This is a genomic window from Mycobacterium sp. 050272 (assembly GCF_039023525.1).
Classification (GTDB): domain Bacteria; phylum Actinomycetota; class Actinomycetes; order Mycobacteriales; family Mycobacteriaceae; genus Mycobacterium.
The window spans coordinates 19,893-45,286 of sequence record NZ_JBCHKV010000017.1; the positions used below are offsets into that span (position 1 = coordinate 19,893).

The 25,394-nt window shown below is 67.2% G+C and carries 30 protein-coding genes; 17 read left to right on the forward strand and 13 right to left on the reverse strand.

Features of this window, described 5'->3' with window-relative positions; genetic code table 11:
• Window positions 1-173: 173 nt before the first annotated feature.
• Window positions 174-506 carry a DUF732 domain-containing protein gene (locus AAHS21_RS25320; protein ID WP_342930284.1) on the reverse strand — a complete coding sequence of 111 codons (333 nt, stop codon included), beginning with the start codon at window positions 504-506 and terminating at the stop codon, window positions 174-176.
• Window positions 507-640: 134 nt separating this feature from the next.
• Here AAHS21_RS25320 and AAHS21_RS25325 point away from each other — a divergent pair, with 134 nt between their 5' ends.
• A complete protein-coding gene (locus AAHS21_RS25325; RefSeq protein ID WP_342930285.1) occupies window positions 641-1,669 on the forward strand; it encodes a polysaccharide deacetylase family protein in 1,029 nt (342 codons plus the stop codon).
• On the opposite strand, the gene AAHS21_RS25330 is transcribed toward AAHS21_RS25325, so the two are convergent.
• Both AAHS21_RS25330 and AAHS21_RS25335 read right to left on the reverse strand, forming a co-directional pair.
• Complete coding sequence (locus tag AAHS21_RS25330) at window positions 1,666-2,643, reverse strand: glycosyltransferase family 4 protein (protein ID WP_342930286.1); 978 nt, start codon at window positions 2,641-2,643, stop codon at window positions 1,666-1,668. The genes AAHS21_RS25325 and AAHS21_RS25330 overlap by 4 nt on opposite strands.
• Window positions 2,644-2,812: 169 nt before the next feature.
• Window positions 2,813-3,496, reverse strand: a complete 684-nt coding sequence (locus AAHS21_RS25335) for a GAP family protein (protein ID WP_342930287.1) — start codon at window positions 3,494-3,496, stop codon at window positions 2,813-2,815.
• A gap of 189 nt (window positions 3,497-3,685) precedes the next feature.
• Between AAHS21_RS25335 and AAHS21_RS25340 the strand changes: the two genes are divergently transcribed.
• Genes AAHS21_RS25340 through AAHS21_RS25350 form a run of 3 tightly spaced genes read left to right on the forward strand, consistent with a single transcriptional unit; the run spans window position 3,686 to window position 5,931 of the window.
• A complete protein-coding gene (locus tag AAHS21_RS25340) occupies window positions 3,686-4,846 on the forward strand; it encodes a glycosyltransferase (RefSeq protein ID WP_342930288.1) in 1,161 nt (386 codons plus the stop codon).
• A gap of 33 nt (window positions 4,847-4,879) precedes the next feature.
• Window positions 4,880-5,227, forward strand: a complete 348-nt coding sequence (locus AAHS21_RS25345; protein ID WP_342930289.1) for a metalloregulator ArsR/SmtB family transcription factor — start codon at window positions 4,880-4,882, stop codon at window positions 5,225-5,227.
• Window positions 5,224-5,931, forward strand: a complete 708-nt coding sequence (locus tag AAHS21_RS25350; RefSeq protein WP_342930290.1) for a cation transporter — start codon at window positions 5,224-5,226, stop codon at window positions 5,929-5,931. The genes AAHS21_RS25345 and AAHS21_RS25350 overlap by 4 nt, the downstream gene beginning before the upstream one ends.
• Window positions 5,932-5,961: 30 nt before the next feature.
• Here AAHS21_RS25350 and AAHS21_RS25355 read toward each other — a convergent pair whose 3' ends face one another.
• The 3 genes from AAHS21_RS25355 to AAHS21_RS25365 form a co-directional block, all read right to left on the reverse strand.
• A complete protein-coding gene (locus tag AAHS21_RS25355) occupies window positions 5,962-6,615 on the reverse strand; it encodes a hypothetical protein (RefSeq protein ID WP_342930291.1) in 654 nt (217 codons plus the stop codon).
• Between the two features lie 166 nt (window positions 6,616-6,781).
• Window positions 6,782-7,714 carry a cytochrome c oxidase assembly protein gene (locus AAHS21_RS25360; protein WP_342930292.1) on the reverse strand — a complete coding sequence of 311 codons (933 nt, stop codon included), beginning with the start codon at window positions 7,712-7,714 and terminating at the stop codon, window positions 6,782-6,784.
• A gap of 34 nt (window positions 7,715-7,748) precedes the next feature.
• On the reverse strand, window positions 7,749-8,117 hold the full coding sequence (locus tag AAHS21_RS25365) for a DUF732 domain-containing protein (RefSeq protein WP_096286456.1): 369 nt from the start codon (window positions 8,115-8,117) through the stop codon (window positions 7,749-7,751).
• Window positions 8,118-8,207: 90 nt separating this feature from the next.
• On the opposite strand from AAHS21_RS25365, the gene AAHS21_RS25370 reads away from it, so the two are divergent.
• Window positions 8,208-8,816: a hypothetical protein gene (locus AAHS21_RS25370; RefSeq protein WP_342930293.1), complete on the forward strand. Its 609-nt coding sequence runs from the start codon at window positions 8,208-8,210 to the stop codon at window positions 8,814-8,816.
• A gap of 7 nt (window positions 8,817-8,823) precedes the next feature.
• Here the strand turns inward: AAHS21_RS25370 and AAHS21_RS25375 are convergent, their stop codons facing one another.
• On the reverse strand, window positions 8,824-9,150 hold the full coding sequence (locus tag AAHS21_RS25375; protein ID WP_342930294.1) for a DUF732 domain-containing protein: 327 nt from the start codon (window positions 9,148-9,150) through the stop codon (window positions 8,824-8,826).
• A gap of 133 nt (window positions 9,151-9,283) precedes the next feature.
• Here AAHS21_RS25375 and AAHS21_RS25380 point away from each other — a divergent pair, with 133 nt between their 5' ends.
• A complete protein-coding gene (locus AAHS21_RS25380; protein WP_096291019.1) occupies window positions 9,284-9,802 on the forward strand; it encodes a hypothetical protein in 519 nt (172 codons plus the stop codon).
• Window positions 9,790-10,338 carry a GNAT family N-acetyltransferase gene (locus AAHS21_RS25385; RefSeq protein WP_342930295.1) on the forward strand — a complete coding sequence of 183 codons (549 nt, stop codon included), beginning with the start codon at window positions 9,790-9,792 and terminating at the stop codon, window positions 10,336-10,338. The genes AAHS21_RS25380 and AAHS21_RS25385 overlap by 13 nt, the downstream gene beginning before the upstream one ends.
• Here AAHS21_RS25385 and zapE read toward each other — a convergent pair.
• On the reverse strand, window positions 10,316-11,386 hold the full coding sequence (zapE, locus tag AAHS21_RS25390) for a cell division protein ZapE (protein WP_342930296.1): 1,071 nt from the start codon (window positions 11,384-11,386) through the stop codon (window positions 10,316-10,318). The genes AAHS21_RS25385 and zapE overlap by 23 nt on opposite strands.
• 34 nt (window positions 11,387-11,420) lie before the next feature.
• Between zapE and AAHS21_RS25395 the strand changes: the two genes are divergently transcribed.
• From AAHS21_RS25395 to msrB, 4 genes are read left to right on the forward strand one after another with little or no spacing between them, the layout of a single operon-like run.
• Window positions 11,421-12,200: a pyrimidine reductase family protein gene (locus AAHS21_RS25395; RefSeq protein WP_342930297.1), complete on the forward strand. Its 780-nt coding sequence runs from the start codon at window positions 11,421-11,423 to the stop codon at window positions 12,198-12,200.
• 19 nt (window positions 12,201-12,219) lie between these two features.
• Complete coding sequence (locus AAHS21_RS25400; RefSeq protein ID WP_342930298.1) at window positions 12,220-13,800, forward strand: alpha/beta hydrolase; 1,581 nt, start codon at window positions 12,220-12,222, stop codon at window positions 13,798-13,800.
• Window positions 13,801-13,820: 20 nt separating this feature from the next.
• Complete coding sequence (gene aftC / locus AAHS21_RS25405) at window positions 13,821-15,167, forward strand: arabinofuranan 3-O-arabinosyltransferase (protein ID WP_342930299.1); 1,347 nt, start codon at window positions 13,821-13,823, stop codon at window positions 15,165-15,167.
• Between the two features lie 28 nt (window positions 15,168-15,195).
• Window positions 15,196-15,606 carry a peptide-methionine (R)-S-oxide reductase MsrB gene (gene msrB / locus AAHS21_RS25410; RefSeq protein ID WP_342930394.1) on the forward strand — a complete coding sequence of 137 codons (411 nt, stop codon included), beginning with the start codon at window positions 15,196-15,198 and terminating at the stop codon, window positions 15,604-15,606.
• Window positions 15,607-15,613: 7 nt separating this feature from the next.
• Here the strand turns inward: msrB and AAHS21_RS25415 are convergent, their stop codons facing one another.
• From AAHS21_RS25415 to hemE, 4 genes are read right to left on the reverse strand one after another with little or no spacing between them, the layout of a single operon-like run.
• Window positions 15,614-16,366, reverse strand: a complete 753-nt coding sequence (locus AAHS21_RS25415) for a methyltransferase domain-containing protein (protein WP_342930300.1) — start codon at window positions 16,364-16,366, stop codon at window positions 15,614-15,616.
• A 27-nt stretch (window positions 16,367-16,393) separates the two neighbouring features.
• Window positions 16,394-17,101, reverse strand: a complete 708-nt coding sequence (hemQ, locus tag AAHS21_RS25420) for a hydrogen peroxide-dependent heme synthase (RefSeq protein ID WP_342930301.1) — start codon at window positions 17,099-17,101, stop codon at window positions 16,394-16,396.
• 5 nt (window positions 17,102-17,106) lie between these two features.
• Entirely contained in the window at window positions 17,107-18,483 is a 1,377-nt protein-coding gene (locus tag AAHS21_RS25425) for a protoporphyrinogen oxidase (protein WP_342930302.1), read from the reverse strand.
• Entirely contained in the window at window positions 18,480-19,529 is a 1,050-nt protein-coding gene (gene hemE, locus AAHS21_RS25430; protein WP_342930303.1) for a uroporphyrinogen decarboxylase, read from the reverse strand. Before hemE ends, AAHS21_RS25425 begins: the two co-directional genes overlap by 4 nt.
• Before the next feature lie 88 nt (window positions 19,530-19,617).
• Between hemE and AAHS21_RS25435 the strand changes: the two genes are divergently transcribed.
• The 6 genes from AAHS21_RS25435 to AAHS21_RS25460 all read left to right on the forward strand — a co-directional run bounded on the left by AAHS21_RS25435 (window position 19,618) and on the right by AAHS21_RS25460 (window position 24,958).
• On the forward strand, window positions 19,618-20,412 hold the full coding sequence (locus tag AAHS21_RS25435) for an enoyl-CoA hydratase/isomerase family protein (protein WP_342930395.1): 795 nt from the start codon (window positions 19,618-19,620) through the stop codon (window positions 20,410-20,412).
• 131 nt (window positions 20,413-20,543) lie between these two features.
• Window positions 20,544-21,203, forward strand: a complete 660-nt coding sequence (locus tag AAHS21_RS25440; protein WP_342930304.1) for a DUF3000 domain-containing protein — start codon at window positions 20,544-20,546, stop codon at window positions 21,201-21,203.
• Between the two features lies 1 nt (window position 21,204).
• Entirely contained in the window at window positions 21,205-22,500 is a 1,296-nt protein-coding gene (locus AAHS21_RS25445; RefSeq protein WP_342930305.1) for a ribonuclease D, read from the forward strand.
• Between the two features lie 232 nt (window positions 22,501-22,732).
• Complete coding sequence (locus AAHS21_RS25450; RefSeq protein WP_342930306.1) at window positions 22,733-23,995, forward strand: EspA/EspE family type VII secretion system effector; 1,263 nt, start codon at window positions 22,733-22,735, stop codon at window positions 23,993-23,995.
• The gene (locus AAHS21_RS25455; protein WP_342930307.1) at window positions 23,992-24,309 is read left to right on the forward strand and encodes a type VII secretion target; all 318 of its coding nucleotides are present in this window, start codon (window positions 23,992-23,994) and stop codon (window positions 24,307-24,309) included. The genes AAHS21_RS25450 and AAHS21_RS25455 overlap by 4 nt, the downstream gene beginning before the upstream one ends.
• 61 nt (window positions 24,310-24,370) lie before the next feature.
• Entirely contained in the window at window positions 24,371-24,958 is a 588-nt protein-coding gene (locus tag AAHS21_RS25460) for a DUF2694 domain-containing protein (RefSeq protein ID WP_342930308.1), read from the forward strand.
• A gap of 59 nt (window positions 24,959-25,017) precedes the next feature.
• Here AAHS21_RS25460 and AAHS21_RS25465 read toward each other — a convergent pair whose 3' ends face one another.
• Window positions 25,018-25,365, reverse strand: coding sequence for a YbaB/EbfC family nucleoid-associated protein (locus AAHS21_RS25465; RefSeq protein WP_342930309.1), 348 nt, complete (start codon window positions 25,363-25,365; stop codon window positions 25,018-25,020).
• Window positions 25,366-25,394: the final 29 nt, after the last annotated feature.

Consider the following 25,394-nt stretch of genomic DNA (forward strand, 5'->3'; position numbering starts at 1 on the left):
TGCCCGCCTGTCGACGGCCGCTTCCGGGTATCTGCTTCCCCCGCAGGGTTATTCGGACGGATGGCCGCACGGACCCGCACAGCAAACTTTCAAGCACATAACATCAGCGTCACCAAAAGCGACGGCATGCGAAACGAAATGCGAAAAACGATCCCGAACCGGGTGTTGCCGGTCTAGGACTTGGGCGCCTTCTGGGCGTCGATATCCATGTCCGGGCAGAAGGCCTCGACCGCGGCGAACGCGATCTGCTTGGTCTGCTGCTGGCTGTAACCCATGTTCTGGATACGCTGCAGGGCCTGATCCGGCGGGAGGATGTTGTTGCGCAGCTCGTTGCACAGATTCGTTCCGATGTGGACGATCGTCTCGTGGCTGGAGTAGTGGATGTTGTTCTGGTCCAGGTAGCTGATGTACTCGGCAGTGTTTTCCGGGTCGGCGTTGGCGACTGCCGGCACTGAACACAGCAGTGCGGGCAGGGCGATGAAAGACGCCGCGAGTGCTGTTTTCATGGAACCGAGCATAGGATCACCCCCGAACTTTCAGGTGAACTATAGGCAAACGGCGGTACTCACGGCAGGGCTTAGCAAAACATGGCACGAGTTGCCGCGCCGGATCGGCCGGGATCGCTAGAGTTCCCCTGTTGATGACACAACTGAGCCACCTCATCTCACCCGCGGCCCGTGTGACAGTCAAAAACATGGCGGCCCGACTGCTCTGCGCCGTCGGTGTTCCGGCGCTTGCAAGGCGACGACACCGCGATGTGTTGGGGATCGTGATGTTTCACGGCGTGGAGGACCAAGCACTGTCGCCTGCCTGCTGGCATGTGCTCGATGCGGCGACATACCGGAGACAACTCGAGTACATCCGCGAGCACTTCAACGTCCTGCCACTCGAGGACGCCCTGAATCGGCTTGCGGCGGCAACGTTGCCGCCGCGCGCAATGGCGATCACCTTCGACGACGGCACCCGCAACCTCGCCACGCACGCGGTCCCGGTGCTGCGCGAGCTGGGGCTGCCCGCCGCGGTGTTCCTTGCGACCGGCCCGATGGACAGCGGCGAGACCCTTTGGCCCGACCGGCTTTGGCTGGCGATCGCCGGCACTGCCGCGATTGACGTCGACCTAACGGCATTGGGATTGGGCATTTGTTCGCTCGTAGGGGAAGCCAACCGCGGCAAGGTGTACGCGTCGGCGGCGGCGCGGATGAAAGACTTGCCCGATGCGGATCGGATCACGGTGCTCGGCGAGGTTCTGGACGCCTTGGGCGACGGCGGCGACGGCGGCCCGTTCCGCATGTTGTCCTGGGACGAAGCACGCGACATGGCCAGCGACGGCCTGGTGACGCTATACCCGCACACGGTGTCACACCCGATCCTTTCCCGCTGCACCGACGACAAGGTCACCCAAGAGATCACCGATTCGTGCACCACGCTCGAACGTGAGACGGGCCGGGCACCAAAGGTTTTCGCCTATCCCAATGGGCGGCTGCAGGATTTCGACGCGCGCGCCCAGGAGGTGCTGCGCGGCCGCGGCGTGCGCTGGGCGTTGTCGACCAGGTACGGATTCGCCGACCGCTGCTGCGATCCCATGGCCCTGCCGCGGCTACCGGTGGGCAGCGACACGTCTTTCAACTACTTCCGGCTGATGGTGTCGCGCGGCCTGCCCGGCCGCTAGCAACTCACCTCCGGACGCCGGATCGACGCGGCGGCAAGCCACAACTCGTGCAACGCGTCCCGCCAATGAGCGACGTCGAACTCGCTGGCGCGCTGATATGCCGCCGCCGCGAGTCGATTGCGCAGCTCGACGTCGACGATCAGGGACTGCAGCGCTGCCGCCAGCTGCTCGGGCTTGCCAGGCTCGATCAGCACACCACTCACCCCGTCGGTCACCACCTCGGGTATCGCGCCCACCGCGGTGGTCACCACCACCACGCCGGTGGCCATCGCCTCGAGCACTGCCATCGGCAGGCCCTCGCTGTAGCTGGGCAACAAAAAGATCGCCGACTCGGCTAGCAGCCGGTCCCGCTCCTCGGGCCCAACCCAACCGACGACATCGACGGTGTCACCTAGTCCGTCGGCGGCAACGATGTCGCGCACCTGCACCACTTCGCCGTCACCGGCCAAGGTAACTCGCAAGTTGGCACGAATCTCGTTGGGCAGCATGCCAATAGCACGAACTAGGTCGTAGGTGCCTTTGTTTTCGCCCAGCTTGCCCAACGCCACCGCCCGCAATGGTTGCGCGGTCCGCGGCGAGGGGGCAACAGCGGGCACGACCACTGGGTTGTACAGCACTCGGGTACGGGATTCATCGAAGCCCAGGCTCGCACACGACTCCTTCACGTGGAATTGGCCGAGCACCGCCGAATAGTCAGCACGCAAGGCCAGGCGTACGGCGTGCTTCAACGGCCGCGGCAGCTCCGCGAGCCAGGGGAAGAACTGCGTGGTGTGGCCGTGGACGATGGTCGGCACACCGCGCAGGCGAGCGACGAAAAGCGGTACGGCCTTACGCACAATGCTGCCGCGCCAGGAATAGTGCACATGGAAGACGTCGACCAAGCCGAACAACAGCAGGACCGACGCCCAGAGCATGCCCGTGATGCCGGTCCACAGCCGCACCGGCAGCGATGCGTCGTTGTAGGTGGATATCATGCGAACGCGAAACCGTGGGTCGCTGTCCTCGATTAGCAGGCGCATCATCGTCGCCATGCCGCCGCGGCTGTTGGGTCCAGCCGGGGCGTTCCCGATGGTCAGAATCCGTATCGGCCGGGACGTCGCCTGGTTTACCTCAATGCCCGTATCCCCATCGCTCAAGCTAGCCTCACCACAGGACGTTGCGGAACAGCAAAGCATCCGCCACGAGTCCGACACCGACGACCAGAAATAATATGCGCACCGAGATCGGACCGTAGCGAGTCAGGCCGCGCACAATCCCCCGCTGTATCCGGACGGCCCGCTTGGTCTTGCGAGTGGCAAGAAACAGGATCACCAGCGACGGCGTGAGTGCCAGCATCCAGTAGGCGTACACCAGCAGTGGCCACGCGGCCGGCCGGGGATGCAGCGCCGCGAGCATGGCCAGCCCGGTGATGTAGGGAATCGAGGTCGGCGCCTGCCCGATGCCGACCGCGGCGCCGAGAATGCCGAGCAGCCACGGGCGCTGCCGCATGGCCGCCAGCGCCCAGCCCGGCGCCGAGGTCTGCGCGGTCAACGGAAAGTAGGCCAGACACATCAGCACCACGCCTAGCACCAACTGGCCCCAAAAGTGAAGCGCCGGAGTGATTTTGAAGTCGACCGAGTGCTTCAAGATGCCAAGTCCGAGTACCGTGCAGACGCCGAACGTCGTGGTGATCGCGAACAACCCGGCGATAAAACTCATGCCGCCGGGGATCGGTGAGCGGCGATCGAGTCGGCTGGCGTAGACGACGGCTGAGACAACGCCCACGTTGAGGACATTCAGCGAGTCGAGGAAAGCCAGACCGGCGAGCGCCAGCAAGAGAGCTTCCATGATCGCACCGAAGTTACTGCAACCGCCCGGACGTGACGACACAAAGGGGGCGTTCGGCGCAGAAAAATGTGAAAATGCTAAGAATGCGTGGGTGCATCGGGCCGTTGCCGTCCCGGGTTGCGCCCGAGCGCCACGACCGCCAGGGTCGGACGGTCGACGTGTAGGTATTTGCGCGAGTGAGGTCGCCCTGTGAAATTTGCGCTCGCCGGCTACGGCAGCCGCGGCGACATCGAGCCCTTCGCGGCCGTCGGCAGGGAGCTGCTGCGTCGGGGTCACGACGTGTCGATGGCGGTCACGCCCAACATGATCGGCTTCGTGGAGTCGGCGGGGCTCGCCGCCGGCGCGTTCGGGCCGGATCCGCCGCAGCACAAGGACTTTTCGCACACGACCCTGCAGAACCCGATCATCATGATGGCTGCGGTCACGGATCAGATCCGAGCGGCCTGGACGCAGTGGGCCGCGTCGCTGCTGGCGCTCGCGAAGGGGGCCGACTTGGTGCTGACGGGCAAGAGCGAGCAGGGGCTGGCCGCCAATGTCGCGCAGTATTACGGCATTGCGCAGGCCGCGCTGCACTTCTTCCCCGACGGCGCGGCGCAGACCAATGACATGCTGGCCGGCCTGGCGGCCGAGGCCGAAGCCGCTCAGCGCGCCGAACTGGGCCTAACACAGGCCCCAGGATCGATCGCGCTGGAGATCCAGGCCTACGACAAGCTCTGCTTCTCCGGGCTGGCCGCGCAGTGGGCTCAACAGGGTCTGCGTCGTCCCTTCGTCGGCGCGTTGACTTTGGAATTGCCGGCGGATGCCGACGGCGAGGCGCTGGCGTGGATCGAGGCCGCGACGCCCCCTATCTACTTCGGCTTCGGCAGCGGTGTGCGGGTCGCCTCGGCCGACACGGTCGCGGTGATCGCCGAGGCCTGCGCACGGCTGGGCGAGCGGGCGCTGATTTGCAGTGGCCCCAATGACTTCACCGCCGTTGCGCACTTCGACCACGTCAAAGTCGTCGGCGAGGTGAACCATGCGACCATCTTCCCGGCGTGCCGCGCGATCGTGCACCACGGCGGCGCCGGCACCACGGCAGCGGGCATGCGGGCCGGAGTCCCGGCGTTGATCCTCGGGCTCGGGGTCGACGATCAACAGGTCTGGGCCGAGACCGTGCAACGACTGAAAGTCGGCTCCGGCGGGGAATTTCGGACGACCACGCTGGATTCGCTGGTCGAGGCACTGCGCTGCATCCTGGCTCCGGAGTACGCCACCCGCGCCCGTGCGATTGCGGCCCTGATGGCCACGCCGGCCGAAAGCATCGGCCGCGCGGCCGATCTCCTGGAGGAGGCAGCGCGCGCGGGACGCTAGCGTCAATACAGCCGCGGCTGTATTGTTCTGCGAATGCTGACGTGTGAGGCGCGGGAATCGGCGCTGGCCCGGTTGGGGCGGGCGCTGGCTGATCCGACGCGTTGCCGAATTCTGGTGGCGCTGCTCGACGGCGTGTGCTACCCCGGCGAATTGGCGTCCCAGCTCGGCCTGACCCGGTCGAACGTGTCCAATCACCTGTCGTGCCTGCGTGGGTGCGGCTTGGTGGTGGCCAGTTACGAGGGACGGCAGGTCCGCTACGCGTTGGCCGATGCGCACCTGGCCCGCGCGCTGCGCGAGCTGGTTCAGGTGGTGCTCGCCGTCGACACCGACCAGCCGTGCCTCGACGAGCCCGCGCCCGCCAAGACCGGTGCGCCGCGATGACCGATGGGGATGTCCCGCGCCCGGCCGGGCCCATGTTGCCGCTCTCGGCGCCGGAGGCCGACGGCTGCAATGCCGGGTGCTGCGCCGCCGAGACCGCGAATCTTGTTGAGCCGCAACGGCGCGGCGTGTTGTCGCGACGGGTGCGGCTGCTGGTCACGGCGACGATCAGCTACAACATCGTCGAGGCGATCGTCGCGCTCTCGGCCGGGGTGGTGGCGTCGTCGGCCGCGCTGATCGGGTTCGGGCTGGACTCGGTCATCGAGGTCTCCTCGGCCGCCGCGGTCTATTGGCAGTTCTCCGGTCACGATCCCGAGGCCCGCGAACGCGCGGCGTTGCGGATTATCGCGCTGTCATTCTTCGCCCTGGCGATTTACGTGACGGTCGAATCCATCCGGTCCCTGGCCGGCGGCGAGGCCGCCGGATCCTCAACTGCCGGAATCATTTTGGCGGCCGTTTCGCTGGTGGTCATGCCGCTGCTGTCGTACGCGCAGCGCCGCGCCGGGCGCGAGCTGGGTTCGGCGAGCGCGGTCGCCGATTCGAATCAGACCCTGCTGTGCACCTACCTGTCCGGCGTGCTGCTGGTAGGGCTGCTGCTGAACTACCTGTTCGGCTGGGCGTGGGCAGACCCGCTGGTGGCATTGGTGATCGCCGCCGTGGCGGTCCGGGAGGGCCGCACCGCCTGGCGCGGCGAGCACTGCTGCTGACTTAAACTGCGCCGCAGTATATTTCGGTGTTCAGCCGGCAAGCCCGGCCTTGATGGCCGCGTCCTGCTTGCGCGCCACGTCGAGTGCGATTTCCGGCGGCACCGGGTCGTTGGGCGCGCTCTCGAACTCGATCAGGGCGACGACCTTGCCTTCGCCGAAGATCACCGAGGTCTTGGTCTTGGCGCCGTCTGCCGCGGGTCCGGAAATGATCGTGCCGCCGACGCCCACGTCGACCGGCGCCGGCGTTGCACCCTTGATCGCACCGTTCTGCGGATCGGTGTAGGACTTGGTGAGTGGATCGCGGTCCTTGTCCGCCGCGGCGGGGTCGGGGTAGACCAGCAGCGAGTCGACGATGCTGCGCGAACCGGCCTGGTTGGTGAACACACCCTCGATGCCCGGCGCCGGGTCGGTCAGCTGCCGCGTTTTGGGCCCGCTGAAGCTGTCGCCCGGCACCACGATGTCGGTGGGCTTGATCAGCAGGTTGCTGTAGTCCGACGGCTGCGCGGCACCGCTGGTCGAAGTCGGAGCGGCCGACGACGAGGACGTCGCGGACGAACTCGTCGTCGACGATTTGGACGACGACGAGGGGCTGGACGACTTGTCGCTGCCGCACCCCGTGACCGCTACGCCGACCACCAAAGTGGTTGCCGCCAGACCGGCTGCCGCCACCGATACCTTCTTCACGATAGGCTCCCTTGACTGTCGTCCCGATTTGCTAGCGTCTCGCGCAACATAGCGGATCCTGGATGAGTTTGCTGATTAACAAACCACACCCCGGCGCGCAGCGCTACCACGAAGGCGCCGGCGGCATTGCGGGAAGGTGAACGACGCTGGACGGCTTCAGACCAGCTCAGCCCCGGCGGAACCGTTCGCGCATTTGCGGGTCGTTCTCCCACCACAGCCCCGAGGCAGCGGCGGGTTCGCTCTCGACGGCGTCGGTGCGGTCCAACTCGGCATCGACCTGGACGGCGTGCGCGCGTTCGTCGCGTGACAACGCCCGCATCAACAGCAGCACGAACGGCAACCCGACGACGTCGCCGAGAATCCACAGCACGCCGGCACCGATGGTCTGGTCGAGCCGCTGATCCGGCCCCCACGAGCGATGCAACTCCGAGTAGTACGCCGCGGCGATCAACGAGCCCTGCCAGATGACCAGCCCTAGCAGTCCATCGCCCAGGGTCTCGCCGACCGAGATCAGCAATGAGATCAGCTGCGGGTACCTGCGTGGCACGGGATCCGCCTGCAGCCGCGCGTAAAAGTAACCAAACCCTATGATTACCAACACTATTCGAGTAGGCGCGCCAATCCATTGGTTTCGCAGAGCCGCCGTGTACCACGGCGTCAGGTAGAGCAGCCACGGCGTGGCCAGCATCGCCAGCGACGTCGTCAACGGATGCACCAGCGCTCGAGCCCAGCGGGTGCCGAGCAGCCGGTCGATGCGCTCGCGGCCGCCCGGCCCCGCCGCGTCCCGCAGGACGGTGACCGGTTTGCCTTGCGCGAGGAAGAACGGCACCACATATAGCAACAGCAGTACCTGCAGCGCGCGCATCCAGAACAGGATGTACGCATAGCTGCCGATCGCGCCGACGGTCGCCAGGGCCCAGGCGGCAATGCCGACGGCGAAGCATCCGGCCTGCGCGACGGATCGGGTACCGCCGCGGGCCGTCCGGTAGCACCACGCATAGCTGGCCGCGACCAACAGGATCACGATCGCGGAGGTGGGGTCCAGACACCAGGTCTGGACCAGGGCGCCCCAGGTCAGCGGGCCCGGATCTACGGGCATGGCCCAAGCGTATTGCGGCTCGCGCCAGGCCTGGCTAGGGAGTGCCCTCAGGCTTGGGTCCGCGACCCTCGCCGGTCAGGTAATGCGGGCAATACGAACCGGCGGCGATGGCCGTGAACTTGGCCGCGCCATTGTCGGCGAATCCCGGATTGCGCAGCTGGAGATTGTTGACGATTTCCTGGTCCGAATGTCCCGCGTCCACCAGCGCGCACACGGTCTTGCCGGCCGATATCGCCGCAGCCGGGTCCTGGAAGGTGAGCCCGGCGTCTTTGAGCTCCTTGAGGAAGTTGGCATCAGCGGCCGGATCCGGTTCGGGGCTGGGACTCGGGCTGGGGTCGGCGTGCGCCGGAACCGCCAGGACAATCGTGAAAGCGACGCTGAGCAGCATCACGAGACGTCTCATAACTTCCGAATCCTCCCAGAGTTGCCGGGAACACGCATCCCGCCTAGTCGCCCGGGCGAGCCGAGCCTGGATGGTGTTGGCTAGGACGACGTGGCTGCCATCTTGATCGTTCTCGACGTCTTTGTCGGCATCATCGCGGTGGTCGGGCTGTTCTTCACGTGGAATCAACTGCGGGCCCGCCGCCGACGGTCGGGTGCTAAAGGAGTCGTGCTGGTCGTCGATCGGCTCACCCCGCGCCGAAAGAACATCGCCCGTCTGCAAGTGAGCCTGCGCATGGTCGGACCCACCGTGCGCTACGAGGTGGGCCTCGATCTGGAAGCAGACGGCACGGCGTTCGACGTGTCGACGCCCAAGCCCGAGACACGTCCGTCGATGGGTTGCGAGGACGCCGAAATGTCTTGGAATTTCGAGATTTCCGAAGACGAGATCGACAATGTCTGGGTCATCGCCTCGTGGATGTCGACCGAGAACGCCGACCTGCGGATGGCCGCGTTGGCGTCGAACCTGGGCACGGCGCACACCTACGAGTGGAGATGGGCGGCCGACTTTCGCGTCTCACGCGCCGGCCATTGGCGCAGGCGCCGCAGCGCGACGACTCCCCCACGCACCGTGGCCGGGATGGGGCCGCTGGAACTGGGCCGGGCGCCCGGGCGGGGTCGCGCGGCAAGGCCCACGGCCGAGGCTCCCGACGAGGATTAGCGCGTCGTTATTGCGGAGCGGTGGTCGAGGTGGTGTGCGGCAGCGACGCGGGGCAATAGGCCGTGGCCGCAATCGCCGCGAACTTCGCCGCGTTCTCCTCGCGCAGTCCGGGGTTGCGGTCTTCGACGGTCTTGACGACGTCCACCATCTGCGTGCCCTGGCCGACCGCCTGGCACACCCACTTGCCGGCCGCGATCGCCCGGCCCGGGTCCGGGAAGGTCACGCCGGACGCCGTCAGCGCGGCGAGGAATTGGTCATCCATGGCGTCGGCGTACGCCGGGGCAGCCGTGCCGACCATGGCGACGGCGCTTACCAGCAACAGGAGGCGTCTCATAGCTCCATGATCGTCGCAGACCAGCGGCAAATTCGCATCCCGCGGCCGCGACCGACCCTAGCCCTGGTCAACACGGCTGACCGGGCATGCGAACCCCTCCCGTCGGGCGGAGTCGATGTGCCATTATTCGAAGATGCGCCGCTGGCTGATCGTCCTGTCAACCTTGCTCATCGCCGCCGCGAGTACGGCCGGCGTTGCCGCCGGGCGGGCGTGGGCGCAGGACGCGCCGATCGGCCACATCGGCGATACCCTGCGGGTGGACACCGGCACCTACATCGCCGACGTCACCGTCAGCAGCGTGACGCCCTGCGATCCGCCGCCCGGGTTCGGCTACACCCGCAGCGGCGTTCCGATCAAAAGCTTCCCCGGCAGCACCCCTAACCGCGCCGACGTGACGGTCCGCGCGATCCAGGTGCCCAACCCGTTCATCATGGCGACCGCGTTCAGCTTCGACGGGGTGACGCCGTTCGCTGACGCCTACAAGCCGCGCGCCTCCGACGCACCCGACGCTTTGGACAACGTGCTCACCAACGCGCCGAACGGCGCGATCGTGCGCGGCGGGGTGTATTGGGACGCCTACCGCGATCCCGTCTCCAACGTCGTGCTGCTGGACCGCAAGACCGGCAAGCACCTCGCCCAGTGGAACCTCTGACGCTAGCCGTCCAGCGCGCCGCGACGGATTCCGTCGATGTCACAGAGCTCGCTAACGTTGCGGCCCTTACCTTTCCGTTGGCGTGCCCGCCCACGGCAACACCCGAGAACATCGCGTCCTTCATCGACGCCAACCTGTCACCCGCCCGCTTCCGCGACTATCTCGATGACCCGCAACGGGCCATTCTGATCGCGCGGCGCGACAACCGGATCATCGGCTACGCCATGGTTGTGCACGGCGTCTCCAACCACCCCGGCGTCCAGCAGGCTGTCGAAATCCGCCCGGCCGCAGAGCTATCCAAGTTGTATGTGCTGCCCGACTACCACGGCAGCGGGGCGTCGGCGGCACTGATGGAAAGCGCGCTGGCGGTCACGGCCGACTGGGACGTGCGCTGCGTATGGCTGGGCGTCAGCAAGGCAAATCAACGCGCACAACGCTTTTACACCAAAAGCGGATTCAAGATCAACGGCAGAAGGACGTTTCAAGTCGGCGATCACCTGGAAAACGACTACGTCATGATCCGCGAGGTTGGGTAGCCGCGGCCGTCAGCGCCAACAGGCGAGAGGTAGCCCGCAAGTACTTCTTTCGGTAGCCACCGGCCAGCATCTCCGCACTGAAGACGGTGTCCAGTTTCGCGCCGGAGGCCACCACCGGAATCCCGGCGTCGTACAGGCGATCGGTCAGCGACACCAGTCGCAGCGCCACGTTCTGGTCGTCGATGCCGTGCACGCCGGTCAGGAACACCACCGTCACACCCTCGATCAGGGTCAGGTAGCGCGAAGGGTGCATGGTCGCCAAATGCGCACACAGAGAATCGAAGTCGTCCAGGGTCGCCCCGGTCACGCCGGCGGCCCGGGCAACGACCTCGTCGTCGGACAGGGGCCGCGGCGCGGGCGGCAGGCCGCGGTGCCGATAGTCCGGACCCTCGATCCGCACGGTGGTGAAAATGCTTGCCAGCGTGTTGATTTCGCGCAGAAAATCCTGAGCGGCGAAGCGGCCCTCCCCCAGCTGCTCGGGCAGCGTGTTGGAGGTGGCGGCCACCGACACTCCCCGCTCGACCAGCGACGCCAGCAGCCGCGAGATCAGCGTGGTGTTGCCGGGATCGTCGAGTTCGAATTCGTCGATGCACACCGCGGTGTAGTCGGCCAGCAGGTCGATGCATTCACGAAACCCGAACACCCCGGCCAGCTGGGTCAGCTCGCCGAACGTCGCGAATGCCTTGGGATGCTGCGGCATCCCCGGCCCCGGCAGTTCGTAGTAGGCCGAGGCCAGCAGGTGCGTCTTGCCGACCCCGAATCCGCCGTCCAGGTAGATGCCCACGCCGGGCAGCACCGCCCGTTTGCCGAACAGCTTTCGCCGGCCCGCACGCCGCTGGACGGCCTCGCGGCAGAAGTCCTGGCACGCCACCAGGGCGGCGGCCTGGCTCGGCTCCGCCGGATCCGGGCGATAGGTCCCGAAGCTGACGTCGGCGAACGTTGGCGGCGGCCGCAATTGGGCGATCAGCCGTTGCGGCGACACGCTCGGATGCCGGTCCACCAGGTGGTCCACCCGCGCGAAACCATCCGCGGACGTGGACCCGTGCATGCGAAAACTCTAGCGGCGTGCTGCAATCGTCCTCATGCCCGAGTCAGGCACCGGCAGAGCCGCCGACATCTCGTTAACCCTGCTCGGATCGGGGCGCGACCTTGACGACGGCGAACTCCCCCGCCTCTACGCCTACCCGGACGGCGACCAGACCTGGGTACGGGCGAATTTCATCACCAGCATCGACGGCGGCGCCACCGCCGAGGGCAAGAGCGGCGCGATGGCCGGGCCCGGTGACCGGCTGATCTTCTTCCTGCTGCGCGAACTCGCCGACGTCATCGTCGTCGGCGCGGGCACCGTGCGGATCGAGGGCTATTCCGGCGCGCACGCGGGCATCGCCGAGCGCCAACGCCGGCAGGCCCGCGGGCAAACCGAAGTGCCGCAATTGGCCATCGTCACCAAATCCGGCCGCCTGGAGCGGGAGATGGGTGTGTTCACCCGCACCGAGGTGCCGCCGCTGGTGCTCACCTGCACGGCCGCGGCCGACGAGACCCGCCGCTGCCTGGGCGACCTGGCCGAGGTGATCGACTGCTCGGGACCCGATCCCGACAAGGTCGACGAGGGCGCGCTGCTGGCGATCCTGCGGGCCCGCGGAATGCGTCGCGTGCTGACCGAAGGCGGGCCGATGCTGCTGGGCGCCTTGATGCAACGAGATCTGCTCGACGAGCTGTGCCTGACGATCGCGCCGTTTGTCGTCGGCGGGCCGGCCCGGCGCATCGCGACGGGTCCCGGTCAGGCGCTGACCAAGATGGGCTGCACCCACATCCTGCGCGACGACGCTGGCTACCTGTACACGCGCTACGTGCGGGCTTAGCCGGGCGAAACCGCGCGGCATGGCTACTGTGGTCGGCATGAGTCGGCAAGTCAGGTCCGTTACCACCCTGGTCGCGGTCACCGTGCTGCTGACCGCGTGCGTTCCGGGCCTGGCCGCCGACCCGCGCTTCGCCACCAACTCCGGTGCCCGGCCACAGGGCGCCGCCACGACGAAGCCGCCGCCGGCCGGTCCGCCGCCGATCGCCGCCCCCAAGAACGACTTGTCCTGGCGCGACTGCACGTCGAAGGTGTTCAACGACGCCGGCGTGCGCAACGCCCCGGCCGGCGTGCGGCTGGACTGCGCGAACTACGACGCCGATCTCGATCCGGTCAACGGCGGATCGGGGACGGTCTCCGTCGGCGTGGTGCGGGCCCGGTCGCCGCAGACCCCGACAGACGCCGGCCCGGTGGTCTTCACGACGGGCTCCGACCTGCCGTCGTCGGCGCAGTTGCCGGTGTGGCTCGCCCGGTCGGGCAACGATCTGCTGCAGGCCCACCCGATCGTCGCCGTGGACCGCCGCGGCATCGGCATGTCGGCCCCGATCGATTGCCGGGATCGCGCCGACCGTCAGGCGATGCGTGATCAGACGCAATTCCAGAGCGGCGACGACCCGGTCGCCAATCTGTCGGACATCTCCAACAATGCGACGACGAGTTGCACCGACGCGATTGCGCCGGGCGACACCGCCTACGACAACTCGCACGCCGCCTCGGACATCGAACGTCTGCGTAGCCTCTGGGACGTGCCGGCGGTCGCGTTGCTCGGCATCGGCAACGGCGCCCAGGTCGCGCTGACCTACGCGTCGTCGCGCCCCGACAAGGTCGCCCGGCTGATTCTCGACTCGCCAGTTGCGTTGGGCGTCAACGCCGAAACGGCGGCCGAGCAGCAGGTCAAGGGCCAGCAGGCCGCGCTCGACGCGTTCGCCTCGCAATGCATCGCGGTGAACTGCGCGCTGGGTCCCGATCCCAAAGGCGCGGTCAGCGGGCTGCTGGCCGATGCCCGGGCCGGCCGGGGCCCCGGCGGCGCCTCGCTGGCCGAGGTCGTCAACGCGATCACCGTCGCGCTGGGTTTCCCATCCGGCGGCCGCGTCAACGCCACGACGAGCCTGGCCAACGCGCTGGCCGCGGCCCGCTCCGGCGACACCAGTCAGCTGACCAGCCTGATCACCCACGCCGACGCCACCCAGGACACCGACGGCCAGTTCGTCAGCTCCTGCAGCGACGCGATCAACCGTCCGACCCCGGATCGGGTCCGTGAACTCGTGGTGGCCTGGGGCAAGCTCTATCCGCAGTTCGGCGCGGTCGCCGCGCTCAACCTGGTCAAGTGCGTGCACTGGCCCACGATCTCGCCGCCGGCACCGCCGAAGCAACTCAAGATCGACGTCGTGTTGCTGGGCGTGCAGAACGACCCGATCGTCGGCTCCGAAGGCGTGGCCCAGACGGCGGCCACGATCATCAACGCGGGCGCGGCCAGCCGGCGGGTGATGTGGCAGGGCATCGGCCACGGGGCGAGCATCTACACGCCCTGCGCGATCCCGCCGTTGGTCGGCTATCTCAACAGCGGCAAGCTGCCCGGAACCGACACATACTGTCCCGCCTGAGCTGACGGCTCCGCGCCGCGGTGTACGGTGCGCTGGTGACGGCAGCTGACTCGACTCGGACCGGCCTGCGCGACTGGGTGCTGGCCGCCTTCCGTCCCCGCTCCGGGCCCCCCAGTACCGCGGCGATTCTGCGGTCCGTCCTGTGGCCGGTGGCCATCATGTCGGTATTGCACCGCAGCATCGTGCTCACCCTCAACGGCAATATCACCGACGACTTCAAGCCGGTGTACCGGGCGGTGTTGAACTTCCGCAACGGCTGGGACATCTACAACGAGCACTTCGACTACGTCGACCCGCACTACCTGTACCCACCGGGCGGCACGATGTTGATGGCACCGTTCGGATACCTGTCCTTCAACCCGTCGCGCTACCTGTTCATCCTGATCAACACCATCGCGATCCTGATCGCCTGGTACCTGCTGCTTCGCCTGTTCAAATTCACGCTGTCCTCGGTGGCGGCGCCCGCGCTGCTGCTGGCCATGTTCTGCACCGAGAGCGTGACCAGCACGCTGGTGTTCACGAATATCAACGGCTGCGTCCTGCTGGCGGAGGTGCTCTTCCTGCGCTGGCTGCTGGACGGGAAGGTCGCCCACCAATGGTGGGCCGGCCTGGTCATCGGACTGACACTCACGCTCAAACCCGTGCTGGCCCCGCTGCTGTTGTTGCCGCTGCTAAACCGCCAGTGGCGGACGCTGGTGCCCGCGGCCGTGGTTCCGGTCGTCGTCAACGCCATCGCGTGGCCGTTGGTCGCCGATCCGATGGACTTCGTCACCAAAACGCTGCCGTACATCGGCGGCACCCGGGACTACTTCAACAGCTCGATCGAGGGCAACGGCGTGTACTTCGGCCTGCCCACCTGGCTGATCGTGTTCATGCGAATTCTGTTCGTCCTGCTGACAATCGGCGCGCTGTGGCTGCTGTACCGCTACTACCGCACCCGAGACCCGCTGTTCTGGTTCACCAGCTCGTCGGGTGTGCTGCTGCTGTGCTCCTGGCTGGTGCTGCCGCTGGCCCAGGGCTACTACTCGATGATGCTGTTCCCGTTCCTGATGACGGTGGTGCTGCAGAACTCGCTGATCCGCAATTGGCCGGCCTGGCTCGGGATCTACGGCTTCATGGCGCTGGACGACTGGCTGATCTACAAGTACATGCGGTACGGCCGCGCGCTGCACTACCTGAAGATCACCTACGGCTGGTCGTTACTGCTGATCGTGGCGTTCACGGTGCTGTACTTCCGCTACTTGGACGCCAAGGCCGAGAACCGGCTGGACGACGGCATCGATCCCACCTGGCTGGCGTCCGAGGGCGAGCACGACGCGGCGATCGCAAGCGCGGCGCAGCCGGGCGCGGCGGGTCACCTGCATTAGCGCTAGCGTAGGAGACATGACTTCCGACGTGTCGCAGCCCAAATTGCAGCTGACCGACGACGAGTGGCGCAAGAAACTGACCCCCGAGGAGTTTGCGGTGCTGCGTCGCGCCGGCACCGAGCGCCCGTTCGTCGGTGAGTACACCGACACCAAAACGGAGGGCGTCTACGAGTGCCGGGCCTGCGGGGCGGAGTTGTTCCGCAGCACGGAGAAATTCGACTCGCACTGCGGCTGGCCGTCGTTCTTCGATCCGGCTAATTCGGATGCGGTGATCCTGCGGCCAGACCATTCGATGGGCACGACGCGCACCGAGGTGCTCTGCGCGAACTGCCACAGCCACCTCGGTCACGTCTTCGCCGGTGAGGGTTACCCGACGCCGACGGACCAGCGCTACTGCATCAACTCGATCTCGCTGCGCCTGGTACCGACCGGGCCCTGATTACCCGTCAGTCCACCCGCGTCGCGTGGACTTCCCAGAACGGAGCGTGTACCCGGCCGCCCTTCAGCCAGGGCTCCATCGCGCGGTAGCGCTTCAGCATGTCCTCGGCGTGCTCGGCCATCTCCGGGTTGCGCTTGGCCATCATCTCGATGCTCTCGGCGCTGACGTTGACCTGGTAGGTGGTGGTGCCCAGGTAGGTGATCTCCCAGCCGGCGACCGGAAGCACATCACGAAAGTCCTTCTCGGACAACGAGCGCATCATGGTGAACCCGTTGACGTCGTGCGCGCCGAATTCGAACATATAGAGCCGCGCGCCCGGCTTGGTGGCCCGCCGCAGCGCGTGCGCGTACGTCTGCGCGAGCTCGGGCTCGCTGCTGAAGGTGTGGTAGAAAGCGCAGTCGACCACGGTGTCGAAGCGGTTCTCCAGCCCTTCTAGCTTGGTGGCATCGGCCAACTCGAAATTGACTGTCAAACCGGCCTTTTGGGCGTTTTCACGGGCCCGCTCCAGAGCGCTGGCCGACCCGTCGATGCCGGTCGCCGCGTAGCCCTTGGACGCGTAGTAGATCGCGTGGTGGCCCGGCCCGGTGCCCGGATCGAGCACCTCACCCTTGATCGCGCCCAGCGCGACCAGCTGCTGAACCACCGGCTGCGGGCCGCCGATGTCCCACGGTGTCGCGGTGGGCAGGCCGTGCGACGTTCGCTCGTCGCGGTACATCTCTTCGAAACGGGTGGGATCGCTCGGGTCGAAATCGGTCGTCATATCTCCCCTTTCGCTTCGGATCGCCCGTCAGGGCAGTGCGTTCACCAGCTGCTCGATGGACACCCGCGGCCCGGTGAAGAACGGCGTCTCCTCGCGGGTGTGCCGGCGGGCGTCGGTGGCACGCAGTTCGCGCATCAGGTCGACGATGCGGTGCAGTTCGGGTGCCTCGAAGGCCAGGATCCATTCGTAGTCACCGAGCGCGAACGCCGGAACGGTGTTGGCGCGGACGTCCTTGTACTCGCGTGCGGCCATGCCGTGTTCGGCCAGCATGCGGCGGCGTTCCTCGTCGGGCAGCAGGTACCACTCGTAGGACCGCACGAACGGATACACGCAGATGTAGGCGCCGGGTTCCTCGCCGGCCAGGAACGCCGGGATGTGGCTCTTGTTGAACTCCGCCGGCCGGTGCAGCGCCACGCTGCTCCACACCGGCGCGCTGACCTGGCCCAGGGTGGTGGTACGGCGGAAGTCGGAGTAGGTGGCTTGCAGCGCCTCGACGCGCTCGGCGTGCGTCCAGATCATGAAGTCGGCGTCGGCCCGCAGACCCGCGATGTCGTAGAGGCCGCGCACCACGACGCCGCGTTCCTCCTGCTGCTTGAAAAACCGGGTGGCGTCGTCGATTACTTGTGCCCTTGCATCGCTTCGCTCCGCCCCGAGCTCGCCGGGCTCCACCGAGTACACCGAGAACATCAGGTAGCGAATCGTGGAGTTGAGGGCGTCAAAGTCGATCTTGGCCATGAGACCTATCGTGCCACTTCCGGATTCGAGGGCTCGGTGGCCCTGATCACACGCTCGACGGCCTTGCCGGCCGCACCGATACAGGCCGGCACCCCGATCCCGTCCAGATAGCTGCCCGCCACGGCCAACGTCTCCGGCAGCCCGGCTCGCAGCTGCGCGACCACCTCGGCATGACCCGGCCCGTACTGCGGCATCGCCTCGATCCACCGCTGGACGCGGGCCTCCACCGGCTCGACGGCCAGCCCGAACACGGCGAAAAGGTCGTCGACCGCCCAGGCCCGCAGCTCCTCGTCGGAGGCGGTGGCCGCCAGCCGGTCGCCGAAACGCCCGAACGACATCCGCAGGAATTGCAGGTCACCTTCGATACCCCATTTGCGCGACGACAGGGTGATCGCCTTGGCCCGCAACTGCTCACCGCTGGCGGCCAGCACACCGGAGCACTCCGGGAAGGCCGTGTCTGCGGGCACGGCGAGTGCCACCACCACCGCCGACGCGCTGGTGATGCGGCGCGCGGCGGCGTGCGTCGCCGGTGCCACGCCGTCGATCAGGCGCGCCAGCCGCGGCGCGGGAACCGCCAGGATCACCGCGTCGGCAGCCCAGGCGGCTCCGGTGTCGTCGCGCAGCGTCCAGCCCTGTCCGGCACGCTCCAGCCGGTCCACCGCGGCGCGAACCCACCGCGGCCGGGCGCGGGCGACTAGCTCGTCGAGCAGCACCTGATAGCCGCCGGCCAGCGCGCCGAACACGGGCGCACCCGTGGCCGGCGGCAACCCCTGTCGTACCGCCTCGGTCAAGCTGGTGGCGCCGCGGTCCAATGCCGCCGCCACGCTGGGGGCGGCGGCGCGCAGCCCAATGGTGGCCGCCGAGCCGGCGTACACCCCGCTCAGCAGCGGGTCGACGGACCGCGCCACGGTCTGCTCGCCGAACCGGTCGCCGACCAATTCCGCTGCGGCCGGGTCGCTTCCGGGCTGCCAATCCAGTGGCCGGCCAGGTTCGGCGTCGATGCGCGCGACGGTGGCGTCGTCGACCAGTCCAGCCACCGACGCGGCCGAGGAGGGAATCCCGACCACCGTGCCCGCCGGCAGCGGGTGCAGCTGTCGCTGGCTGTAGATCAACGGCCGGGCACCGGTAGTGCCGAGCTGACGATCAGAAAGGCCCAGCTCGGCCAGCAGTGCCGGCATCTCGGGCCGGCGCAGCACGAACGCCTCGGCACCCAGATCCATCGGTCGCCCGCCGAGCTGCTCGGTGCGCAAGATCCCGCCGAGCCGATCGCCCGGATCGAACAGCGTGATGTCCGCGTCGTCGCCCGCCGCCATCCGCAGCCGATAGGCCGCGGTCAGGCCGGAAATTCCGCCGCCCACAACACAATACGACCGCGGGGTCATAGCGAGTGGACCAGCGACACCAGATCGGTCAGCACGCCCGGGTCGGTCTCGGGCAGCACTCCGTGACCGAGATTGAAGACATGGCCGCCGGCCCCGGCGTCGACCGCGCGACGGCCATCGTCGACGACCCCGCGCGCCGCGCGTTCCACCACCGGCCAGCCCGCCAGCAGCACCACCGGGTCGAGGTTGCCCTGCAGCACCGTGCCCGGCCGCACCCGGGCCGCGGCGTCGGTGAGTGAGGTGCGCCAATCGACACCGACGACCGTCGGGCCCGCTTCCCCCATCGCGCCCAGCAGTTCGGCCGTCCCGACCCCGAAGTGCGTCATCGGCACGCCGTATTCGGCCAGGGTCGCGAACACCCGGCTGCTGTGCGGCAGCACGTATTGGCGGTAGTCGGCCAGCGACAACGTTCCCGCCCACGAGTCGAACAGCTGGATGGCGTCCACCCCGGCACCGATCTGGCCGCGCAGGAATTCCACGGTGAGATCGGTGAGCTTCGACATCAGCGCGTGCCAGCTGGCCGGCTCGGCCAGCATCAGCGCCTTGGTGCGGGCGTGATTACGGCTCGGCCCGCCCTCGACCAGATAGGACGCCAGCGTGAAGGGCGCACCGGCGAAACCGATCAGCGGCACCGCGCCCAGCGCGTCGACCAGCAGCGAAACCGCCTGACAGACCGGCTGAATCGCTTGCGGCTCAAGCGGTTTCATCGCCTGGATATCGGCATCGGTGCGGATCGGGTGTGCGATCACCGGGCCGACGTCTGCGACGATGTCCAACTCGATGCCCGCGGCGCGCAGCGGAACCACGATGTCGGAGAACAAGATCGCCGCATCGACGTCGTGACGGCGGATCGGCTGCAGGGTGATCTCGCAGACCACCTCGGGCTGCAGGCACGCCGCCAGCATGCTGTGGTGTTGACGCAGCGCGCGGTATTCGGGCAGCGAACGCCCGGCCTGCCGCATGAACCACACCGGCACCCGGCTGGGTTTGCGGCCGGTGACGGCAGCCAGGTAGGGCGACTCGGGAAGGTCGCGACGCGTACTCATCGACCTCAATGCTGCCACGGGGGCCCGGCGGCGGCCCCTGGAGCACCTGGCCACGCTGCGTAACATCAACCCGGTGTCAGTCGCACCGATCTCCGTCAACTACGACGAATTCCCCAGCCTGCGCTTCGAACACGGCGCGAACGGCGTCCTCACGGTGGTTCTCGACGCCCCCGGGCTGAACTCGGTGGGCCCGCAGATGCACCGCGACCTCGCCGACGTCTGGCCGGCCATCAATCGCGACCCCGACGTGCGGGCCGTCCTGATCCGTGGTGAGGGCAAGGCGTTTTCGTCCGGCGGCAGCTTCGACCTGATCAGCGAAACCATCGGCGACTACGAGGGCCGGCTTCGCATCATGCGCGAGGCCCGCGATCTGGTGCTCAACATCATCAACTTCGACAAGCCGATGGTCTCGGCGATCCGGGGACCCGCTGTCGGCGCCGGCCTGGTGGTGGCGCTGCTCTCGGACATCTCGGTGGCCGGGCGGACCGCCAAGATCATCGACGGGCACACCAAGCTCGGGGTGGCCGCGGGCGACCACGCGGCGATCTGCTGGCCGCTGCTGGTCGGCATGGCCAAGGCCAAGTACTACCTGCTCACCTGCGACACCCTGCTGGGCGAGGAGGCCGAGCGGATCGGCCTGGTATCCATCTGTGTCGACGACGACGACGTGCTCGCGAAAGCGACCGGCATCGCCAATGATCTGGCGCAAGGAGCCCAAAACGCGATCCGGTGGACCAAACACAGCCTCAACTACTGGTACCGCATGTTCGCGCCCGCCTTCGAGACGTCGCTCGGCCTGGAATTCTTGAGTTTCAGCGGCCCCGACGTGCAGGAAGGGCTGGCCGCGCATCGCGAGAAGCGCCCGGCCCGGTTCACCGGCTGAATAGCCCCTGAGCAGGCTAAACACCGAATGAAGACGACGTGACACAACCTGGTAACAGCTTGGTCGCGACGGGTTTGGAAATCGGCGCGCCTGTCGCGGCGGGTCGGGCGATAGGTCTAGCGTCGAACGCTGTGACCCGCGCATACGACGACGCGGAGCAGCAGCGACGTGGGGGCACCGCCCGCTTGCCGGGGAGAGGAGTAGCGCCAGTGACCTCAGTCGAACCAGGCCCGTTCCGCGAGGCGGTGGCGGCCATGAACGCCGTCAACGCCCGGCCGGAGATCGAGCTGGGCCCGATCCGGCCGCCGCAGCGCCTGGCGCCCTTCAGTTACGCGCTGGGGGCCGAGGTGAAGCACCCCGACCTCGAGATCGTCCCCGAGCGGTCGGAGGGCGATGCATTCGGCCGGCTGATTTTGCTCTACGACCCGGACGGCGCCGACGCCTGGGACGGCACCACCCGTCTGGTCGCCTACATTCAGGCCGACCTGGACTCCAGTGAGGCCGTCGATCCCCTGCTGCCCGAAGTCGCGTGGAGTTGGCTGGTGGACGCGCTCGAAGCCCGGACGGACCAGGTCACCGCCCTGGGCGGCACCGTCACCGCCACCACGTCGGTGCGCTACGGCGACATCTCCGGCCCGCCGCGGGCCCACCAGCTCGAGCTGCGGGCTTCCTGGACCGCGACCACCCCCGCTGTCGGCGCGCATGTCGAAGCATTCTGCGAGGTGCTGGAGCACGCCGCGGGCCTGCCGCCGGCCGGGGTCACCGACTTGAGCTCGCGGTCACGCGCCTGACATGTCTGAGCCGGAGGACCCGGGGCCCGACGGCACCGTGCCCGACAGCAGCACGCCCGAACCGGAGCCACTTCTACACCCGGCCGAGGGCATACCCGACCTGTCGGTGACACTGCGCCAGATCGCGGACGCCGCTCGTTTCCTGGACAGCGGCCACGGGCCGTTCGCGGTGGACGCCGAGCGGGCGTCGGGTTTCCGCTACTCCAACCGGGCCTACCTGATCCAGATCCGGCGGGCCGGCGCCGGAACCGTGCTGATCGACCCGGTCAGCCACGGCAACGATCCGCTGACGGCGCTGCGGCCCGTCGCGGAGGTGCTCAGCACCGACGAATGGATCCTGCACGCGGCCGACCAGGATCTGCCGTGTCTGGCCGAGGTCGGCATGCACCCGCCGGCGCTGTACGACACCGAGCTCGCCGGTCGCCTGGCCGGATTCGAGCGGGTCAACCTGGCGGCGATGACCGAGCGGCTGCTGGGCCGTAGTCTGGTCAAGGGTCATGGCGCGGCCGACTGGTCCAAGCGGCCGCTGCCCACGGAGTGGCTCAACTACGCGGCCCTCGACGTCGAACTGCTCGTCGAACTGCGCGCCGCGATCGCCGCGGAGCTGGCCAACCAGGGCAAAAGTGATTGGGCCGCACAGGAGTTCGACTACCTGCGCAGTGCGGGCAGCAGGGAGGCCACGCCGCGGCGCGATCGCTGGCGACGTACGTCGGGCATCCATCGGGTGCGCGATCGCCGCGGTTTGGCGGCGGTGCGTGAGCTGTGGACCACCCGCGACAACATCGCCGCGCGCCGCGACATCGCACCGCGGCGCATCCTGCCGGACTCGGCCATCATCGAGGCCGCGATCGCCAATCCGAATACGGTCGAAGAACTGGTCGCGTTGCCGGTGTTCGGCGGGCGCAACCAGCGGCGCAGCGCGGCGACGTGGCTGGGCGCGCTGGAGGCGGCGCGCAAGAGTCAGGACCCGCCCGAAGACGCCGAGCCGCCGAACGGTCCCCCGCCGCCGGCGCGGTGGAGCAGGCGCAAACCGGAGGCGGCCGCCCGGCTGGAGGCCGCCCGGGCCGGGCTGTCGAAACTGTCTGAGCGGGTGGGGATTCCGGCCGAGAACCTGGTTTCACCCGACCTGGTGCGGCGACTGTGCTGGGACTGGGCCGAAGCACCGGACCCGGTCGAGGCCGTCGAAGGATTCTTGTGCGCCGGCCACGCGCGGGCCTGGCAACGCGAGCTCGTCGATCCGGTGCTCGCGACCGCGCTGCAGCCGCCCCCCAAAACCGAAGACGGCTCCGCACCGTAGGCAAATGGCCGGTTTGGCCTCAGACGCCTGCGTCGGTGAAGACTCATCGATTTCGTCGCCGCTGCGTTATGCTCGGTGCAATAAGTGGCGCGAACCTTAAACCAAACTGAGTAAACCTGAATAATAATTGTAGAATTCGTGATCGCCCGAAAATTGGTGCACCCGACACGTTCCAAGTGCCGTTAAGCTTTAGATAAGAAGCGAGTTCCAACCCGGAGAAGGGTGCATTGAAATGGCCGTTGCAGCATCAGAAATTGGCGGCCTTGTGGGTAGTCTCGCCGGCATAGGCAGGAATATCGCCGCCAAAGATTGGATTGCGACGGGCATAGGCGCCGGCGCATTCGGCATGGAGACCACCAAAATCATCGTCAAGGGTATCGCCGAGCGAAGAATTAAAGCTGAAATAGAACGCGGCCTCCAGGAGCGAACCAATCCCTGGGCCGCAGAGGTGCCGATTATCGAATGGGGCATCGTCGCCATTACGGTCTTCGAATACTGCCTCGGTCTTGGTGACGCAACCAAGGGAGTTGAATTTGACAACGCCCGTTCAAAACTCGACTCGCCCAGGCGGGACTTGCAGTTGGCCGTCCCCGACAGCAGGTGGGAGTCGGACGCGTCGCAAGAGTATGCCAAGCAGAACCAAGCCCAACTGGATCGCGTTTCCCTGATCCAAACCGAGGATCAGGCGATGATGGATGCGCTTGCCGCCGAAGTCGCTCAGCTCACTGAAATACGCCGTGCGGTCGCTGGAATCAAGGACGGACTTACCGGGTGCATATTCGTTGCCTTACTGATCAAAGCGTATGGCAGCGAAGCCTCGTCGTTGGTGTTTCAGAAAGTGGTCACCCTGGCTGCGATCGCAGCAACCGTCAGTGCCATCGGTTACATGGAATTTTACTCGGGCACCGAGACCAAGCCGAAGCTAAAGGAAGTGGTCGAAGAATACGAGAAGATCATCGCCGAGATGAACAGTTACCTGTCGGCTTCTCACAGCGCGCCGACCGCCCGCATGGCGTCCGCGAAAGGCTCGAAAGTCACTGATTTCTCCAGCCGGACCGGTGCGACGGTTATGCCCGACCCGTCCACGTCGGTGGGCAACGCCGCGGCGAACAAATCGACGATCCTTGACGCCCCAAGGCAGCAGACCCAGATGGCGGCACCGCCGGTGAGCGCCGTGCCCAGCCTGAGCCCGCTGCTCCGGGAGCCCACCCAAGCCCAAGACCTGCCGGATCAGCACACTTCGCCCCTGCCGAGCACCGTCACCCCGCCGCCGGCCACTGCCGCGCAGCGCAGCAAGACGGCCGACGCCGGCGATCAGACCTCACCCTCGAGCGTCGTCCCCGAGGAAGCCACCGTGAGCGAAGACATCGAAGTCGCGGGTGCCGCCGCCGGCGCCGAGGCCACCGAGCGTCCGCCCGTCGAACTCACGGCACCTGGAGCTGAGCAGGCGCAGGGACCGTTAACGGCGAACGAGACATCGAGGAGAATCCGATGACAAATCTGAGCGTCACATCAAAATATCTCGTCGATGTGCTCGCGGCGGCGCATCAGCGAACCACCGAGGATTTCAAGAAATCGGCGACGGCGGTCGAGGGAGTCGGCGTCAACGCGTGGGTCAGCCATGGTGTGGCCTGCGGACCCGGCAACGATGCGGTGGTCGAGGTCGAGGCTCGCCGCGCCGAGGCAATTCGTCTGATGATCAAGGTTGCCGACGACCTCGCCGCGAAACTGCGTGCCGCCGCCCAAGCGTACGAAGGCACCGACCATAAGGCCGCTCAAGATCTCGACACGCAGCTGCGCCCCGGCTGAGCAAGCACCGCGAAAAAGCAACCATTCCACCGGATTTCGCTATTTTCGAGAGTAGGACGCCATGCCCCAGGATCCGAGCAACGACGGCGGCGATGACCTCTTTGCCGTAATGGACTTCTCCGCCGCCGGTGAACCCGCCGGTAACAGCACCGATGCGTCGGTCGCCCTGGACTTCTCCGCCACCGACGACGGGGAAAGGCCGGCCGGCGAAGCTGTCGACATCTCACCCGTATATGCACCGGCCGCGCCCGAAGAGACCGCGACAGTGCTGGACGCCATCGATGCGGTGACACACGCTCCCGAGGAAGCCGACGATGTCGTCCCGCTATTCACCGTGACCAATCCTCCTGGGACGGTATCGGTTTCGGCACTGGGAGATGGGGCGATCGATCGGGTGGACCTGTCAGCAGACGTGACACGCCTTAGCGAGTCGCAGCTGGCCGAGGAGATCCTCGTCATCGCGCACCTGGCAGCCCAAAAAGGGCAAGCCGCCCAGCACGAGTTGCTGTTCGAGACCATGTGCGAGCTGGGCGCGGGCGATCCCGAGGCGGTCAGCGACCTGCTGGAGAAGGGCATGGAATTGGCGTCGCCGCAGCGCGCCGCTCAGACACAGGCCCGAATGTTCGCGACCCGCTACAACAATGGCTGATCGCCCACCACGGCGACCACGCCGAGTGGGCCTTCCCCTCTAGACGCCGTGCGACGCCGTTAGGCCAAGCCCAATGTGTCCGTCATCGATCCGACGATGCCGGCCAGGGACTCGACCAGCCGTTGCTGTTGGGTTTCGTTGGCCACATTCACGACGGCCGCCGCGTTGCGCAAGGCCTCGTTGACGCGCCGCTCGACCGTTTGGGCACCGAGGCGCAGCAAACCATCTTCGATACGGAGGTCGGTGAGGTTGCGGCGTCCGTTCACCGTTACTTCGACGGTCTTTGCCTCGTCGGTGGCCGTGAACGTCTCGGTGTGGGCGCGGTACAGCTCGTCCTCGAGGGCCGACTGCAATTGTTGTCCGTACTCCAGCGCCTGGGCCAGCTGTGGGTGGCGGTCTGTGCTCATTGACCAGGTCTTTCTAATCGGGCGGCCGT